The sequence below is a fragment of the Sulfurimonas sp. genome (assembly GCF_047622445.1).
GTDB lineage: Bacteria > Campylobacterota > Campylobacteria > Campylobacterales > Sulfurimonadaceae > Sulfurimonas.
The window spans coordinates 1-16571 of the sequence record NZ_JBLHOE010000075.1 but is presented as its reverse complement, the minus strand read 5'-3'; the positions used below and the strand labels follow the sequence as shown (position 1 = coordinate 16571).

Annotated in this window: 15 protein-coding genes and 1 pseudogene; 7 read left to right on the top strand and 9 right to left on the bottom strand. The window is 31.5% G+C overall.

The features are described from left to right. Positions 1-200: 200 nt before the first annotated feature. Genes ACI9TV_RS13910 through ACI9TV_RS13895 form a run of 4 tightly spaced genes read right to left on the bottom strand, consistent with a single transcriptional unit; the run spans position 201 to position 4493 of the window. On the bottom strand, positions 201-1472 hold the full coding sequence (locus ACI9TV_RS13910; protein ID WP_415251421.1) for a response regulator transcription factor: 1272 nt from the start codon (positions 1470-1472) through the stop codon (positions 201-203). After that, entirely contained in the window at positions 1462-2625 is a 1164-nt protein-coding gene (locus ACI9TV_RS13905; protein WP_415251420.1) for a sensor histidine kinase, read from the bottom strand. The genes ACI9TV_RS13910 and ACI9TV_RS13905 overlap by 11 nt, the downstream gene beginning before the upstream one ends. Positions 2626-2642: 17 nt before the next feature. Beyond that, the gene (locus ACI9TV_RS13900) at positions 2643-3701 is read right to left on the bottom strand and encodes an FIST signal transduction protein (RefSeq protein WP_415251419.1); all 1059 of its coding nucleotides are present in this window, start codon (positions 3699-3701) and stop codon (positions 2643-2645) included. Positions 3702-3749: 48 nt separating this feature from the next. Then, the gene (locus ACI9TV_RS13895) at positions 3750-4493 is read right to left on the bottom strand and encodes a response regulator transcription factor (protein ID WP_415251418.1); all 744 of its coding nucleotides are present in this window, start codon (positions 4491-4493) and stop codon (positions 3750-3752) included. Positions 4494-4538: 45 nt separating this feature from the next. Between ACI9TV_RS13895 and ACI9TV_RS13890 the strand changes: the two are divergent. Next, positions 4539-4739, top strand: a pseudogene (locus ACI9TV_RS13890) (transposase); the annotation flags it as partial. Between the two features lie 99 nt (positions 4740-4838). Here the strand turns inward: ACI9TV_RS13890 and ACI9TV_RS13885 are convergent. Both ACI9TV_RS13885 and queC read right to left on the bottom strand, forming a co-directional pair. Further along, a complete protein-coding gene (locus ACI9TV_RS13885) occupies positions 4839-5432 on the bottom strand; it encodes a M48 family metallopeptidase (RefSeq protein ID WP_415251422.1) in 594 nt (197 codons plus the stop codon). Between the two features lie 61 nt (positions 5433-5493). Further along, on the bottom strand, positions 5494-6171 hold the full coding sequence (queC, locus tag ACI9TV_RS13880; protein ID WP_415251417.1) for a 7-cyano-7-deazaguanine synthase QueC: 678 nt from the start codon (positions 6169-6171) through the stop codon (positions 5494-5496). Positions 6172-6253: 82 nt separating this feature from the next. On the opposite strand from queC, the gene ACI9TV_RS13875 reads away from it, so the two are divergent. Genes ACI9TV_RS13875 through ACI9TV_RS13865 form a run of 3 tightly spaced genes read left to right on the top strand, consistent with a single transcriptional unit; the run spans position 6254 to position 7826 of the window. Then, complete coding sequence (locus tag ACI9TV_RS13875) at positions 6254-6433, top strand: hypothetical protein (protein WP_415251416.1); 180 nt, start codon at positions 6254-6256, stop codon at positions 6431-6433. Positions 6434-6470: 37 nt separating this feature from the next. Continuing rightward, positions 6471-6890 carry an rRNA maturation RNase YbeY gene (ybeY, locus tag ACI9TV_RS13870; protein ID WP_415251415.1) on the top strand — a complete coding sequence of 140 codons (420 nt, stop codon included), beginning with the start codon at positions 6471-6473 and terminating at the stop codon, positions 6888-6890. Between the two features lie 6 nt (positions 6891-6896). Further along, complete coding sequence (locus ACI9TV_RS13865) at positions 6897-7826, top strand: calcium/sodium antiporter (RefSeq protein ID WP_415251414.1); 930 nt, start codon at positions 6897-6899, stop codon at positions 7824-7826. A 30-nt stretch (positions 7827-7856) separates the two neighbouring features. On the opposite strand, the gene ACI9TV_RS13860 is transcribed toward ACI9TV_RS13865, so the two are convergent. Beyond that, the gene (locus tag ACI9TV_RS13860) at positions 7857-8213 is read right to left on the bottom strand and encodes a rhodanese-like domain-containing protein (protein WP_415251413.1); all 357 of its coding nucleotides are present in this window, start codon (positions 8211-8213) and stop codon (positions 7857-7859) included. Positions 8214-8324: 111 nt separating this feature from the next. Here ACI9TV_RS13860 and ACI9TV_RS13855 point away from each other — a divergent pair, with 111 nt between their 5' ends. Beyond that, positions 8325-9290 (top strand): S1 family peptidase, encoded by a 966-nt coding sequence (locus tag ACI9TV_RS13855; protein WP_415251412.1) that lies wholly within the window; start codon positions 8325-8327, stop codon positions 9288-9290. A gap of 20 nt (positions 9291-9310) precedes the next feature. Continuing rightward, a complete protein-coding gene (locus ACI9TV_RS13850; protein WP_415251411.1) occupies positions 9311-10141 on the top strand; it encodes an SIR2 family NAD-dependent protein deacylase in 831 nt (276 codons plus the stop codon). Between the two features lie 14 nt (positions 10142-10155). On the opposite strand, the gene ACI9TV_RS13845 is transcribed toward ACI9TV_RS13850, so the two are convergent. Continuing rightward, positions 10156-10482 (bottom strand): hypothetical protein, encoded by a 327-nt coding sequence (locus ACI9TV_RS13845; protein WP_415251410.1) that lies wholly within the window; start codon positions 10480-10482, stop codon positions 10156-10158. A 139-nt stretch (positions 10483-10621) separates the two neighbouring features. Between ACI9TV_RS13845 and ACI9TV_RS13840 the strand changes: the two genes are divergently transcribed. Next, positions 10622-12238, top strand: a complete 1617-nt coding sequence (locus ACI9TV_RS13840) for a hypothetical protein (protein WP_415251409.1) — start codon at positions 10622-10624, stop codon at positions 12236-12238. Between the two features lie 160 nt (positions 12239-12398). Here ACI9TV_RS13840 and ACI9TV_RS13835 read toward each other — a convergent pair. After that, on the bottom strand, positions 12399-16571 hold a 4173-nt coding region (locus ACI9TV_RS13835; RefSeq protein WP_415251408.1), incomplete at its 5' end, for a toxin-antitoxin system YwqK family antitoxin.

Sequence of the window (16571 nt, the reverse complement as noted above, 5' to 3'; positions counted from 1 at the left end):
TGGTACAACAACAATGTTTTGTTATGACTTTTAAATACATGCTCACTCATTCCATATTGTACTGTATGGTTTCTTGAACTGTTGCCGACCGACCCAAGGGTACGGGGAAATCTTTTCGATTATAATACTTCAAACAAAGGGTTATCCAATTTTGATAAACTTAAAAAATTAATCACTAGTTTGAAGTGAATTGCCTATTATTAATCTTTTAGCATATATAGATAATTATCAACCTCCGATATTATGTCATCAAGCGATTCATGATTATCTATATTGTATGCTAAAAAGTCAATACTCATAGCTTGATTGCGTGTAAAACCCTCATTCTTATAGGAATAATGTTGAAAAAAATCATTTAAAGACTCTTCTACCTCTTTTGAAAAATCTTTATGTACTAATATTACAAATCGATTTACATTAAAAGAGAATAACTCTGCAACTTCATCCTTAAGTAAAGTAGAAAAATTATCTACTAAATACTCTGAAAACTTCGTATAAATTTTCTGAAGAGATGATACGCCAAACTGCTTAATGTATTCATCTATATGTTTTAACCCAAAACATATAGCATTGTATTCAATTCCATTAGCTTTACAGCCACTTATTTTTTTTCTAAATCCATTTCTTAATAAAAAACCTGTTGTAAAGTCAATCTGCAAGTCATTATTTTCTGGTAGCCTAGTGGATTTTACAGCATTAAGCTGATCTATTTCAAGAAAAAAGCACATCAATTTAGATGAGTTTTTTATTTGTGTTACTTTGATTATGTATTGAACTTTTTCATATGTCTGAACACTTAAAGTATACACATACGTTTGATTTTGACTTAAATGCTCTAATACTTCATTATTATTCATTCCTTGAAGTAGCTCATCATCAAATAATCTTCCTAAAATTATGTTAGCATCATTTTTTTGATTAAATGTTTTGACAAACAATTCATTTGCATAATCAACACACCCTCTTTGAAATATTACAATAGGAGCGAATAAACTCTCAATAATCAACTCTTTTTCAAGGTTTTTTTGCTGTTGTTTTTTTTCTAAAAATATTTTTCTTTTTGCATTATAAATATTGATTACTTCTTTAGAAATCAAATTAATAAATCTAGTTGCATCTATGGGCTTTAAAACAAATCTATCAACACCTAAATCTACAAGTTTTATCAACTTATCACTATCATTATAAGCAGAAGTCACAATAACTAGCTGTTCTTCATTGATTTCTTTTATCTTTTTTATCATCATAAGACCATCCATTTCTGGCATCATAATATCCGTAATGACCATATCGTATGTATCGAGTTTATATTCCGCTAAACCCTTCATTCCATTATCTACATACTTAATATTTTTAAATAACTTTAATAGAAGTTTTTCTACCTGAGAGGCTATTTTATGATCATCTTCAACATATAAAATCTTTATTGATTTGCCGATTTTTCTAATTTTTCTAATTACTTCAGGATTCATCGTTACTCTCCCATATAGGTATCTGTATTGTAAAAGCTACTCCATCCACTGTATTTTTAGCGAAAAGTTTCCCTTTTAAATGTTCTTGAACAATAATTTTGGACATATAAAGACCGAGTCCTGTTCCATTTTTTTCTTTTTTCGTTGAATAGTATGGCTCAAATATTCTTGGCATAATTTCATCGGGGATTCCTCCACCATTATCTATTATACAGATTTTTAAATCATCTTCAGCTCTACTACATTTTAATTGTATTATTTTATTTTGTTGTAAAGAGTTTAAATTTTCAAAGCTATCTTTTGCATTAGAGATGATATTTAATATAACTTGAATTAACTCATTTTTATATATATTGATAATAATATCTTCGCACTCTTGTACTTGTAAATCTATCTGTTGGCTGTGAAGTTGTAGAAAAACCAAACCTTTTACCGATTCTGTAATTATTCTACTTGATATTTTTTCTTTTTCTTTACTCTCTTTAAGAAAGTTTCTAAAATCATCAATAGTTGAGGAAAGGTATTGTACTTGAGTGTTGATATTATTTAAATCGTCTTGTAATGTTTTGACATTAAGTTCATCCAATGCTAAATCCATAGCTATATTAGCAGAAGTCATCCCGATAGCAGTCAAGGGCTGTCTCCATTGATGGGCAATCATCTCAAGCATTTCTCCCATTATAGCTTGCTTTGATTGTGCTAAAAGCATCTTCTCTTTTTCTTGTATTTGATTTACAGATGATTCTACCATCTCTTCAAGTTCTTGGACACCTTTACATGCACTTATGGATAAATTTATTTTCGATTGAAAGTTTCCAAGCATAGCTGCTAGTTTATTAATATTTGGGTGATTTTTATAAACAAAGACCATACACCCATATTTTAGGGGTAAGATAATTATCTCTAAATCGTTCTCTTTTACTATTAAAAACCTTTTCTCTTTGTCTATGTTAATATCAGTAGTAAATTCTAATTTCTTCCCAATATGTAAAAAAGGTTCTTCTTGTATTTTATTTTTATAATACCTAGCCGTAATGGCACCTGTCTTTCTTGAAAAACTCGTTAAAACTTCGAATATCATACTATCAAGTTCTAATGTATTACCAATTGCACTTAAACATTCATAAGCTAAGGTAAGCTGATTTAGTAACATACTATTTTCCTTATATTTTAAAGTGTACCGACTACACAAGTTTTATTATAGAAGTCTATATATCTATCTGATTTATTTGCAATTTCTCCTAAAGTCAAAGCACCAACAAGGGGTAAACCTCCAATTATAGCTCTTACGGAATCTATCTCTTTAACAAAAGTATCTTCTAAAAAAAGAACTCGAGATATACAATCAATCATTATCACTATCCCTATCTCTTTTTCTTTTTCTTTTTTATTATCCATAGCATTGATTGCAGCGAACTTTGCAGCTTCAATAAGTTTAGACTTTTTACCTTTTAATACTTGTATAACAGAATTTTGTGGCATAACACCTACTAACACTAAGCTTTTACCGTCACTAGCAATTGGATCTCTTACAATAATTTCTCCGCTATAACTGACTATTCCCAATGGATATGATTTTGCTAATTCAAAAAAATTATTTTCATTAAACGTTAGTCCGCTGTCTTTTTCAACTATGCTTTTATAAACATCAAAGGCATATTCATAATCAATCTGTTCAAGTACATTTTTACTACTAGAAGTAGCAACATGCGGGCCATCTAAATACTCCCACCCATGACTAACTCCAACATCTAAGTCTTGTGCAAGAGGAATTATAAGTGCAGAATTTTGTGTAATATGTTCAGGTGTAAAGATGACCCTTTCTTGGCGAAGTGTCATCTTTCCAGCACCACCACCAAATATTTTACACTCTTCATTTGTTGATTCAAAAAGAGAGACTAAAAATGGATCTATATAAGGACTCAGACCATCTACAAAAAGTAGCATTGATTTTATAGAGCTAAATTTTTTTTCGTCTTCTATCTTATTTTCCATATTATTTACTAATATAGGTTCTATTAATATATCTATAGCGATAAGACCATCTTTATAGTGTTTTCCCCCAAATATTATTTCTGGAAAAATAGCACCATAACAATTAACATTTAATTTTTTTATTGTTTCATGATTGAAATCACAATTTTCTGACACTAGTAATAAGTACATTTTTTCTTTTGAGTCTTGGTACTTTAAAAACTCTTCAAGTGAGTTTAAGTAAACTGAATTCATAATTTCCACCTCTTATTATTGAGTCAAAGTATAAATAATTATTGTCACTTATGTGTCACTCACTATTTTGTAACCCACTCCATGTAGATTTTTTATAAGCTCATCAGGAATTTTTTTTCTCAGCTTATATATATATTTTCTGACATTTTCTATATCCATATCAATACTATCCATATAAAAATAGTTTACAATTTCATTTACAGAGACTGTCTGGTTTATTTTTTCTACCAATATATAAATAAGTTTTTTTTCATATTCTGTCAATTCTATTAACTCATTATTTATATATAAATCTTTTTCATTTAATTTAAAGATGACATTATTATTTATAACTACACTATTTTTTATATCTTTTTCGTTATATAAGTTTTTGCAAATAATATAAAATTCATCTAAAAGAACTTCTAGGGAAATAGGCTTTTCTATAAATCTACGAATACCAATATTTAGAAGCTCATGTAAATAATGAGCTTCTCTATGTGCTGATAAAATTATTATCTCTTGTAAGGGATTGATTGTTTTTATGTGTTTTGATAATACAGTTCCATCCATCTTTGGCATCGATATATCACTCAAGACAAAATCATAAGTATTTTTTTTATATAATACTAATGCTTCTTCACCATTATATGCGCCGTCAACTACTTTAAAAAGAGGGTTTAAAATTCGTTCAATCCCCTTAGAAACTTCTTCATAATCTTCTACAAAAAGTATACTCATTTGCGAAGTGTATTTTTTTAATCTTATAATTTTACTTTTTTGTTCTTCAAAATTAAATGCTAAATTATCCATAACTTATTGTAACATATTTTCTCCATATATGACACTTTAATGTCAAAAAGTATCACAGCAAGAGAAATTTTTGCAAAACACCCTGAAGTAAAAAAACAGCTTTGGGGTGGAAGTCTTTGGACCAGTGGTTTTTATGCAAATACTGTAGGGCAATTTGCAAATGAAGAAACAATAAGAAATTATGTGAAAGACCAAGGAAAGAAATATACAAAGGTGCATACTAGTCAGTTGTTATTTGACTTATAAGCTCAAACGTAAGTGATACCCCGTACCCTTGGGTCGGGGTCGTTCATTATCTTATTTAAAATAAAAAAATCGCATACATGTTAAAAATAATTATTTATATCAAAAAGTAGATATCTTTGTCTTTTTTAATTCTTTACGATAAATTTTTGAATTTGGAAGGTAGTTTTCAACAAGATCATGAAATGCTTTAGAATGATTCATATGTTTAAGATGAGCGAGTTCATGGACTACTACATAATCTATGAGTTCTTTTTTAGTTTTTATTAGTTCTGTATTAAATGTCAGTTCTTTTTTGGAACTGCAACTCCCCCATCTACTTTTCATTTTTCTGAATTTTATTGTCTTGTATTCTAAGTCCATTAGCTGTGAAAAATAGCTGACTCTTGGAATTATATACTCACTTGAGTACTCTTTATAAAAAGAATTATAGTACTTTATGGTGTTTTGCACTGAATGAGCTCTCATCTTTTCAAGCTTTACCCTTAAAGAACTTGCTTCTGGCATATCTATACTATAAATTTTACCAAAAAGAAGAACTTCATCCGCAATACTTACTTTTACAGGAGGGTTTTTTTTAATTTCAAGAACTTTTTTTCGTATCCAAGATTCTCTTTCAGTCAATAAATTTAATACAAAGGCATGAGGGACTCTTGATGTTTTTAAAATTATCTCTGCATTTTGAGATATATGTATATAAGAGTTTTTAAGACCTTTTTTTATTACGTGAGTAATTTCAAGATCTTTATAAAGAATATTATTTGTAGTTGATTGGATCTTTTACTCCAGCTACTTCAAAGCCATTCAGTCTAAGTCTGCAACTGTCACATACCCCACAAGCTGCATCTTCATTTTTATAGCAACTCCATGTCAAATGTAGAGGCACATTCAAATCTAGTGATTTTTGTACAATTTGTGATTTTTTTAGATTTACTAAAGGCATATGGATTTTTATGTGCGTAGTATCTTTGGTTCCAAGGTTAATGCTCTGTTCCATACTTTTTATGTAAGACTCTCTACAATCAGGATAACCACTACTATCTTCTTCTACAACACCGATACTGATAGCTTCTGCACCTTCTTTTTCTGCGATGGCAGCTGACATACTCAAAAAGATACCATTTCTAAATGGAACATATGTAATAGGCACACCCTCTTCTACCCCACCTACAGGTACATCTATGGTTTTGTCTGTTAAAGCTGACGCTCCAAGTTGCTTGAAAAAGTCTAAGTCTAGTACATATCTTTCTTTTACATTTAAGGTATCACATATGTTATCAAAACATGACAACTCTTTAGATTCTGTTCTTTGGTCATAGTTAAAATGAACTGCAATTACTTCGTAACCATCATGTTTCATCATGTATGCACTCAGCGTAGAATCCATACCACCACTCATAACACAAACAGCTTTTTTCTTTTTTGTTATATTCATAAAAAGATTTTAACATATTTTATAAATAAATTTTCAATTGCGCCGATATAAAAGTAAGTAAATAATAAAAGGATGTATTATTATGGATGTATCAAGTTCTAGTAACACAGATATGAGCGCTATTCAAGTAGATGTTTTACAAAAGTCTATTGAAGTCAATCAAAGAGAAGCTTTAAAGATCATAGAAAGTGCTGTTGAAGAAACAAAACAAGTTTCAGCACAAAAAACTGGAATAGGAAAACATTTAAACATCACTGGCTAACGCCCTTTTCTAAGCCTCATTAGATATAATTCAAGACATGATTGAATTAGACAACAGAACCTCTTTCGAGGTTAACAAAACCCTTTTAAGTAAAATCGCAAATTCTTACACAAACAAAGAGATTGAACTCATTATTACGAATAACGATGAAATACAATCAATTAACAAAGAACATAGAGATATTGATACTCCTACGGATGTACTCAGTTTCCCCTATGCAGATATGCCTATGTCTCCACTTGGAAGTATAATTATCTCACTAGACTACATTCAAGAAAAAGCCAAAGAACTAGGGCATTCAGAAAATGACGAATGTGCACTACTATTCATTCATGGATTACTTCACCTCTTAGGATTTGATCATGAAGTTGACAATGGTGAAATGAGAGAAGAAGAACAAAAGACAATCAACATGTTAAATCTACCAAAAAGCTTAATAATCAGAACACAAGGATAATATACAATGGATTTTATAATTTTTTTCGCTGCAATGTCAGCACTTATATATGGTGCAGATTTTATAATTAAAGAGTCAGAGAGAATTGCTCTGCATTTTAATATTTCACATTTTGTAATTGGTGCTACACTTGTAGCATTTGGAACATCACTTCCAGAGATGGCAGCATCTATGATGGCTTCAAGCCAAGGAAAGACAGATATGGCTGTTGCAAATGTAGTAGGAAGTGTCATCTTCAACATCACTATGGTTTTGGGAATTGTGTTTTTCATTTCTAAAAAAATGAATCCAAAAAGAAATCTTTTTGCGCAAGATAGTGCTTGGGTTATTATTCCTGTAGTGTTTTTCTTCATTATGATTCAAGATGGTGTAATTGGAAGAGTCGATGGTATGCTTTACTTACTACTCATGGTTTCTTATTTAGTGTTTTTATTTACAAGTTCTAAAGAAGATTTAGAAGGTGAGATTGACGAAGATCTAGGAAAAGAAAAATTCAACTGGGCAAGAACAATACCTTTTTTAGCTGTAGGTTTTGCCCTTACTATCGGTGGTGCAAACTTTGTAGTAGAAAGTGGTACGCATATAGCAAGAGACTTTGGCGTTAGCGAGTGGATTATTGGGATATTCTTAATCTCTTTAGGTACGTCTCTTCCTGAGCTTGTAGTATCTTTGGTAGCCGTTAAAAAAGGTAATGCTGAAATGAGTATAGGAAATATTATCGGATCAAACGTAGCAAACTTTTCTATGGTTCTAGGTGCTGCATCGCTCATTAATCCATTATCAGTTGATTTAGCAGCTACAAGTTTTGATATGCTAATTATGCTTGGAGCATCTTTGGCTTTATTATTTATCTTGGCAAACAAACTTTATAATAAAGCAGGTTCTATTTTTCTTCTTATTATTCTCGCTTTATTTATTCAGAACTCTTTAGGTTAATACTCAGATAGAAGTACAACATGAGTACTTCTATCTGGTAAGTTTAACACTTCTTTCCCAATCAGACTGTGTAGCAACATCATAAACTTTCCAACCTTGTTTTCGTAAGACTTTTGCACTCACACTACTACGACTACCTGTTCGGCAATACAAAACAAGTTCTTTATCTTTATGAAGATTGATATTATTTTTCATTATCTCTGCTATGGGTACGTTTATAGCACCAGCTATATGTTTTACTTTAAACTCTTTTGGTGTTCTTACATCAACTATCAAAGCACCGTTCTTCACCGCTTCTCTAGCTTGTAATAAAACTTCATCACTTACTCTAGAACAACCAAAGAATAAACTTACAATAAATAAAAATATGATTATTAATTTTTTCACTACATACTCTCTTTCTTAAATAAGTGAAATAGTATCGTATTGTGTTTAATATATAAACTATATACACAGTTTAAAAGCTTTAAATAGTATCCATTTAAGTATAATCACTCTATGAAACTATTATTTCTTATAACATTGCTTAGCACACTATTGTTCTCAGCTAATGAGTCATTCTCTAAAGAAAATGAAATAAATATTACAGAATTACTTAGATCTACTGCAGATTATCTTGATGATTTTTCAGCTAAAGATTTAAATATCACATCTATAACAAATAAACTAAACAGTATTACCGATGATACACTCCAAAAACTGAGTGCAAAACTAAGCTATTTTAATGTTGAAAAAGTGCAAAGTGTTACGTATGAAGTTAAAGTCACTACAAAAAAAGGGATTGAAGCTTCGGTTACGGCAGTAGCACTTACAAGTTATGGTACGCTTGTTACTGCATATCACAATGTAGAGGCATATAAAAAGATTACTGTAGTAGATTATCAAGGGAAAAAGTATAGCGCAACCATTGGTAAAATATCTGCTGAAAATGATTTGGCATACCTTCATATAAAAGCTAAGAACATACCATTTACCACACTAGCAAATCATACATTGTTGGGAGAAGAAATTTACCTGCTAAGCTATGAAAGTTTATTACTAGAAGGTATAGTATCTCAAATAAAACCTAACAATATTATCATAAACATTGAAGCAAAAAAAGGGACTTCAGGTGGAGGCGTATTCAATAACTCAAATGAATTAGTATCTATACTTATTCGTAAAGATATAGTAGATAAAACTTCCTCATCTGTCCGACATAATGCATTTCACAGTATCGTAGAAAATTTTCAATATAAAGATGAAATGAAAAACCCATATGGCAATGATTATGACAACTCCTATTGCTATAATGAAGATGATTTAAAAATATGGAATCAGTATGCCAAGTCCTATGATTTTAGAACACAGGAAATGCATGCTCTCTTTATAGGTTTATGTAAAAAAATGAAAAATAAAGACCTAACGACAGAACAAGCAGAATTTATTTTTGAAAGTAGTCGGGTTCGTCTCTTTGGAAAATAAGTCACTTTATAGGAAAAATAATGCTATTTAATAAAAACGATATATCTATACTTACAAACTTAATTGAAGAAGCAGAAGCTGTAATTATAACTGCTGGCGCAGGAATGGGTGTAGACAGTGGCTTACCTGACTTTAGAGGTAATGAAGGATTCTGGAAGGAATATCCACCCATCGCTAAGTTAGGTTATGAGTTTTCTGAGATGGCTAATCCATCTTTGTTTGATACTAATCCTAATTTAGCATGGGGATTTTATGGGCATAGACTAAAACTCTATAGAGATACAGTTCCTCATGAAGGTTTTAAACTACTCTTAGAACTTACTAAAAAGAAAAAGAATAACTATTTCGTATTTACCTCAAATGTAGATGGTCAGTTTCAAAAAGCTGGATTCGACAATGAAAAAATATATGAAGTTCATGGAAGTATACATCACTTACAATGCTGTGAATCTTGTACTCAAAGTGTATGGGATAATGACATAAAAGACATTGAAATAAATATGGATACACTTGAAACGCAGACTCTACCTCAATGTAAAAACTGTGAGAACCTGTCTCGACCAAATATACTGATGTTTGGAGACTGGTCTTTTATAGCTAAGAGAACTGATAATCAAGCACGTAGATTTCACAACTGGACTATGGAGAATAAAGGCAAAAAAATAGTAATTATAGAGATTGGTGCTGGGAGTGCAGTACCGACAATACGAAGCTTTGGGGACAGATTCTCTCGAGTAGAAGAAAACACTACTCTCATACGCGTAAACCCTAGAGAGTATGATGTGCTAGATAATAAAAACATTGGTATCTCAGCTGGTGGACTTGAAGGTATCCAGAGGGTGTGTCAATAGTTTTATAAAAATTTCTACAAAGTTTCTATATCTACTAATTCAACACGATTACAATCTTTTTTAAGTAGCTTTTTATTCGCAGCATCTTCTTCAGCTAAAACTAACAAGTCAGCAAAATCATCTTTTTGGGCTTCAAAACTATGCACATCTTTGAGTGTTTCAATTGTTACAATACTCTCTTTAAAAGTAGTGCCTAATACTACATTTCTTAGACCCTTTGCGTATTCACTTTTTATTACTTTTGCTATTTTTTCGTTACTAAGTAGTTCTTGAATTAATATCTCGTTATTAACATCTGATTTACATAGTATTTTGTAACTAACCATCATTTTTCCATTCATGCATAATTTCCTTCTTTATTCTTTATCCACTATTATACTAAATCTTACATTGAGCATAAATTTTTATTGCAAAATGAAATGGTTTCTATTAGATAATACATATTTGCTATAGTTTACTAAGACAAATAAAGGTGTACGAGTGAAAGATTTACATGAAAATAAAAAATTATTTGATGCTACTTATAGCCCTAATACAGAAAGAGCTCGAAAAGAGATGACTAAAAGCGTATTTATCGCTCCTTCACCTTCTGATATTCGAGTTTTTAACTATCGCTCTGCATACGAGATAACAGACCAAGCAAGTTTGATTAAATGTAGTAAAAATGACATTTCTCATGATGAGGCGATAGAAGAAGCCACACAACAATTGACAGGTCTTAGCTCTAAGGATTATTCTAAAAAAATAGATGAGCTTTTTCTTGAAAAGGAAGGCAAGTATAGAGAAATAGATATGATTTGGGAAAATTTTAACTTTCCTACACCAGATTTAAATTTTTCAGATTTTCCTAACTATGGTGGGCTTGATATATCTCGATTTAAACCAGAAAACATGCTCAAAAATGGACTAAATTATATCCAAGATGCTTCAATCTTCAATCTTAGAATTGAGAAATATGAAGAGGCTTTTTTTAGCTTTGATGATTTTGAGGAATTTCTATCTTGTTTTGATACCCAAATAAAACGAGATGATGAGACATACTTTTTGGAGTATATGAATTATTTACTCCAAAAAAAAGAAAAGTTAGAACTAAAACCTGAGACGCAAGAAGAAATGTATTATAGAGCAGCTAAAGCTATAGGAATTTCAGATTCAAATCTTAATGTATGTATTTCTACATGGAAAAAGCTTGTGCTACACAAAATTCTGGCAAAAGAAAACTTCGCCCAGAAGATGCTATATTCTTATTGGAACTTTCAAAAAAAAATGACGACATATCGTATAGAATACAAGCAATCTAGTGTTTTATACTATGGTAAATATGCGAAAGATTATGTAAATATCTATGAAGACAACTTTTTTCGAAATTCTGAAGAGTATAATAACGACATGAAGTATGGCGTAAGCATTTGGGCTGAATTAAATACTGATGGATTAGAAAGTTGTAAGGAATCCTCTATTACCAACAGTAAGTTAAGTGTTGTTTTTGCTAAAAGTTACATCGACGGCTCAACACAAACGATTGCGACTTTAGATTTTGACTATATAATATGTTTTTACAAAAAAGAAAAAAATGGTGCCACATATGCATCTCGAAATGACGATATTTTAGCGGTAACAGGAAACGATATTTATACTGTTCTTTCACAACAGTTTTATCCCCTTCTTGGAATCTCTAAAGGAGAAGGAATACTTGAGCTTATGAAGCAATTCACTATAGATGAAGGAGAAAGAGGAGGTGTCTTAAACTTGCGTGATATCAATATATCTTCTAAGTACTCAGACAAAATAATTCCCGAGTTGATTAAGGGAATTTATCATCTTGTTACGTATAACAGTCCCTCTTCCTTCCCTCTTTTCTCATGTATGGTAGATGGAGATATTATTGTAAACGATGAACTTTTTCCTGTTATAAAGTCTCCCTTATTAACAGTTGTCTCTTCAAACTATCTCATCCAAAGAATACGTAAAGTTCAAGAAGACAAGTCTAAACAAGACTCTTATTATTCTGATTTCTTCTCGGAATATAATGGTAATGCCCATCACTACTACAACAACATGACGTTTGATCCATTGCGCCCTATTTTAGTGTACTAGTTAAAAAGCAGTATAAAAAGGATATACATAAAAAATCATCCTTCTCCTTAAATATAATTTAGATTCACTTCTGAATCCAAATACCACTACCAGCTAAATAAGAACATATTCCAACTTTAAGAAAGTAAAACTAATAATTTCAATTTACTCTTCCACCAACCTAATGAATATTATCAGGATATCGCTCTATAAATACCCATAGAGATTCAGTATGTGTCAATATACCATCATCATCATAATATTCCCTTTTAGAAAGATAAGTTGCACCATTAACTGTGCTATAATATTCTTTTATATATATAATACCATTACTATTGTAAAAATATCCAAATCTCAAATTTCCAAATCCATTATATTCTTTCCATTCCCCTATTTTTTTACCTTGAATATAATATCCCTCTCTCTTAAGATGTTCCGAAAACGAGTCATACATCATATATAGCCCATCTAGTAAGCCTTCTTTATAATTCATTATAAAATACAACTTACCTGAGGACAGATATGATATGTTTGTGCCATCATACTTATCATTAATGTAATGATATTCAGCGCTCAATTCTCCAGATTCAAAATAACGCCTCTCAAATCCATTTTTTTCATTGTTTAGATAAGAGACTTCTCTCCATAATTGACCAGAAGAAAAATAATATTTCCATACACCAGTTTTTTTACTATCTTCAATAAATTCCTCCGTCTTTAATTGCTCATTCTCTCCGTATTCACAATTCGTATAGTAATAAGGCTGTTTTGATGCATAAATACGATATGAGGATGAATTTACTGTGATGTCATACCCACTTTCCTCAAATGCACCATTGTAACTTATAGGACATACTAATAGTGGAAGAGGTTTTGAAATACACTCACCATTCAAGTTCAGATCATACCCCACATCACATGGACTGTAGATAAACTTTCTTACCGCGGAATCATATGCTATATCATTCACTATAACTCTAGCGAATGTATATAGGTATATTTCAGTATATTCAAGATCTTCCATGGTTAGAAAAAGTGGTTCACTATATTTTACTTCGTTATTTTCAATCATCTCATTGAGTCTATAGTAGGCTACTACACTCTCTTGCGTACCTTCATCTAGAGAAAGGGTTACACTTATGCCTTCCCCAATAATACCACTGGATGGTGTTGCATTTACCCCTGAAGGCACTAAAGGAAGCACTATTTCATTAGTTACTATTCCTTCATTATCTTCTACATAGATACCTACTATTCCGTAAGCTAAACCTTCAGGTATTGTTGCCTTAAGTGAATACTCACTATTATTGGTGATAGTCCCTTCTATTTTATTGCCAGTATGATCAATAAAATATATTTTAGTAGCTTGAGTAAGTGCTTGACCAGACAATGCAACCCAAGACCCTTTTATGAGGGTATCATCTTCTTCGGGATCATTTAGACTAAAAGGATTAATATCAAAAAGGAGCTTTCTAGTCTCTTTGTTTCCAGCGGTCAGATAGACTGTACCACTCTTGGCAGTATCAGGTACTTTGACCTCAATCTTATCTGCTGTACTAGAAAGTACTTCAGCTTCTACATAATCTAATGAATCCTGCCCACTAAAATAAACTTTTATATCATCTAAAGGTATCCATCCACATCCTTCAAGAGTCACAATAGCACCTTTGTAAGCACTACTTGGTACAATAGAATCAAAGTAGACAATTGTATCTGTCGAATCAATGATTTTAATCCATTCAGGATACATCATGTAAAGACCTTCATCATATTTAATAAATAGACTAGCATCTTCAACACTTCCTCCTGTAACCAAAGATTGTGGAGAAGAAAAAAGAGCATCTAATTGTCTTCCTTCATCGAAGGCAACGGTATTGTCACTTTGGATTTCTTGATTTCCTATCGTTAAAAATGCAGAAGCTACTTTACCTTCTCCTCCGGAAAATCCTTCGCCCTTAAGTTCAAAAGTTACTTCTTGTGTTTCTGGGGATATTACTACACATAGTGGTGTTACTTCCTCTATTTCAAGTGCAAACTCAATATCAGCATTTATTACCTGAGGGTAATTGTTCATGTCATAAATACTTTCACTTATACTGATACCATTAGAAATATCTCCCAAATGATCCCATACAAATTCTGCAGCACGTGCAACTAATCCCACATGAGCAAGTTGTGCCAATACACTATCTTTTATGAGTTCATTTTTTAGTTTATTGGCTAATTCTGCGGCTAAAGTTCTAAGTGCAGTATCACTAGTAATACCACTTAATTTAAGAAGTCCTTTTGCTGTGTTTTGACAAACAGTTCCTGTCGGATTGGTAGAACACGCTACTATATTATTGATTAATGGTTTCACTAAGTAAGTATCTACAAGAATTGCTCTTGTAGTATTTTTATTTGAGACACTTTCAAGTAATTGAGCTACAATATCCCCATCATAGATATCACCTAAACCTTTAATAACATTCTTATATTGATAATTTTTAGGGATGCTTCTATCAATTAGGGTAGAAAGAATTGAATTAAATGCTGGTACAAGAATTCCATCTATAACCGTACGAGCTTTAAGAATATCGGAGACTTGAGCAATTTTTTTATCAGCTATTGAACCATATGCTCCTACAACAATTTCTAAAGATGAATCAATCCCTTTAAGTTCAATCTTTTTTTCACTAGATATCCCAAATATTGGCCATCCCTTAGGGCTGATAATACCTTTTGCAAATTCCATATCCGTAAAGTTAGATGGGTGTTTATAATTTATAGAGTATTCTTTATCTTCCTCTTTTGAAGTAACTTCAACACTTAAAAAAAGTCTACTATCATTTACAATCCATACACTACCATCACTTTTTCTATTTTCAATATAAATATCATTATCTTCTGGAGTTTGTGTAATTGCAACTAAAGGATTAATTATAGATGCTCTTGAAACTAACATCTGAGCTTCAGATACTTGCCGTTGGTTTTGAAGAATATCTACTAAAGCATCTCGTAACTTCTGTTCAACAATAGTATCATTTAAACTAGCCCATGTGTTTATATCCTCTTTTTGAAGAATAGCTATATAGTCGGCAAGCTCTTGAACTTTTTCATTTGATGCGATAGTATCATACAATGAAGACAAAAGATTGTTCTCGGACACTGCTGTAGCACCTAGTCCTTGCAATGTCCATGCAATTGCAGTTGACTCGGCATTAAGAGTAGTTATCTGTGTAGTATCTTGAGTTATTACTGCACTATAGAGTATCGAACGCTCATTATTTGCTAACTGTACCATCACATTGATATACTGTGCATCACTGTTTTCTAGAGGAAGAGTAGCCATAAAGTTTTCATTCAGTGGATATTCTTCTCCTCCCCACACCAAAGAGATGTCTGAGGAATTGATATCTATATCATTGTCTAAAACGACCTTTATATCTATATTTCTCTTTACAGAAAGATAGAGACGGTTTGTCTGTATTTGGCTCATTTGCAGATAGATACTTCCCGAACCAACCCCTTGTGGTACAGTAAAACTAACACTTTCACTACTCGATGGTGTTACAGTTTGTGTAAAGGAACTCTCTTGCCCCTCAAATACAATATCTACAGGTATTATTGGTAAATTAACTCCTGATAATACAACATTGTCTTCTACTTTAACAACTTCTGGTATTACTTGATTTAAATATGGAGTTTGTGATGTTACTACAATGTAAGGTATCGTCGTTAAGCTATTAAAACTTGCAATAGAGAGCTCTCCATCCATAATACTTACAGGAGCAGCAAAGCTAATACTTTGTGTTTCTGTTGAAATAACTACTGAAGTGACCTCTTGTACGCCTTGACTTGTATTAACACTTATTTTAGTATTAGTATCTGTTAATCCACGCAGTGTTAGGTTACTTTCCATATTAGGAGAAAGAACATCATTCATCTTGATATTTTGCATATCTGTAATTAAGGAAAGAATTAAAGGTGGACTTGTTTGCAATTCATTCCATCTATTAAGAATTATAGTAATAGCGTTAGTATCATAAAGTAAACTTTTGATTTTTTCAATAGAAGAGGAAACAGTCTCCCTGTCAATATTAACCCCACTAATAACTTGAATAGAAGCTAAATAAGCAGAATCATTTGTTGGATTATCTTGATTTTCTTCTGCTATATTTGTTTTTGTACCAAGATTCTTAGTAAAATATACAGCTACTTCTGCTTTATTTGTAATTAGGTCTTGTCTCTCTATGGCTGCTGCTAATTCAACTGCTGAGAGTGTTGGAAAGTTTGCAGGTGTTAAGTCTAGAGTTAAAGATAACTCCATAAACTCAGCTACCATATCAGATCTTGACTTACCATTATCCAGAAG

What these genes read in the sequence shown, in the direction of transcription:
- ACI9TV_RS13910 (WP_415251421.1), bottom strand. Translation starts at nt 1,472, where the DNA reads ATGAATCCTGAAGTAATTAGAAAAATTAGAAAAATCGGCAAATCAATA.
- ACI9TV_RS13905 (WP_415251420.1), bottom strand. Translation starts at nt 2,625, where the DNA reads ATGTTACTAAATCAGCTTACCTTAGCTTATGAATGTTTAAGTGCAATT.
- ACI9TV_RS13900 (WP_415251419.1), bottom strand. Translation starts at nt 3,701, where the DNA reads ATGAATTCAGTTTACTTAAACTCACTTGAAGAGTTTTTAAAGTACCAA.
- ACI9TV_RS13895 (WP_415251418.1), bottom strand. Translation starts at nt 4,493, where the DNA reads ATGGATAATTTAGCATTTAATTTTGAAGAACAAAAAAGTAAAATTATA.
- queC (WP_415251417.1), bottom strand. Translation starts at nt 6,171, where the DNA reads ATGAATATAACAAAAAAGAAAAAAGCTGTTTGTGTTATGAGTGGTGGT.
- ACI9TV_RS13875 (WP_415251416.1), top strand. Translation starts at nt 6,254, where the DNA reads ATGGATGTATCAAGTTCTAGTAACACAGATATGAGCGCTATTCAAGTA.
- ybeY (WP_415251415.1), top strand. Translation starts at nt 6,471, where the DNA reads ATGATTGAATTAGACAACAGAACCTCTTTCGAGGTTAACAAAACCCTT.
- ACI9TV_RS13865 (WP_415251414.1), top strand. Translation starts at nt 6,897, where the DNA reads ATGGATTTTATAATTTTTTTCGCTGCAATGTCAGCACTTATATATGGT.
- ACI9TV_RS13855 (WP_415251412.1), top strand. Translation starts at nt 8,325, where the DNA reads ATGAAACTATTATTTCTTATAACATTGCTTAGCACACTATTGTTCTCA.
- ACI9TV_RS13850 (WP_415251411.1), top strand. Translation starts at nt 9,311, where the DNA reads ATGCTATTTAATAAAAACGATATATCTATACTTACAAACTTAATTGAA.
- ACI9TV_RS13845 (WP_415251410.1), bottom strand. Translation starts at nt 10,482, where the DNA reads ATGAATGGAAAAATGATGGTTAGTTACAAAATACTATGTAAATCAGAT.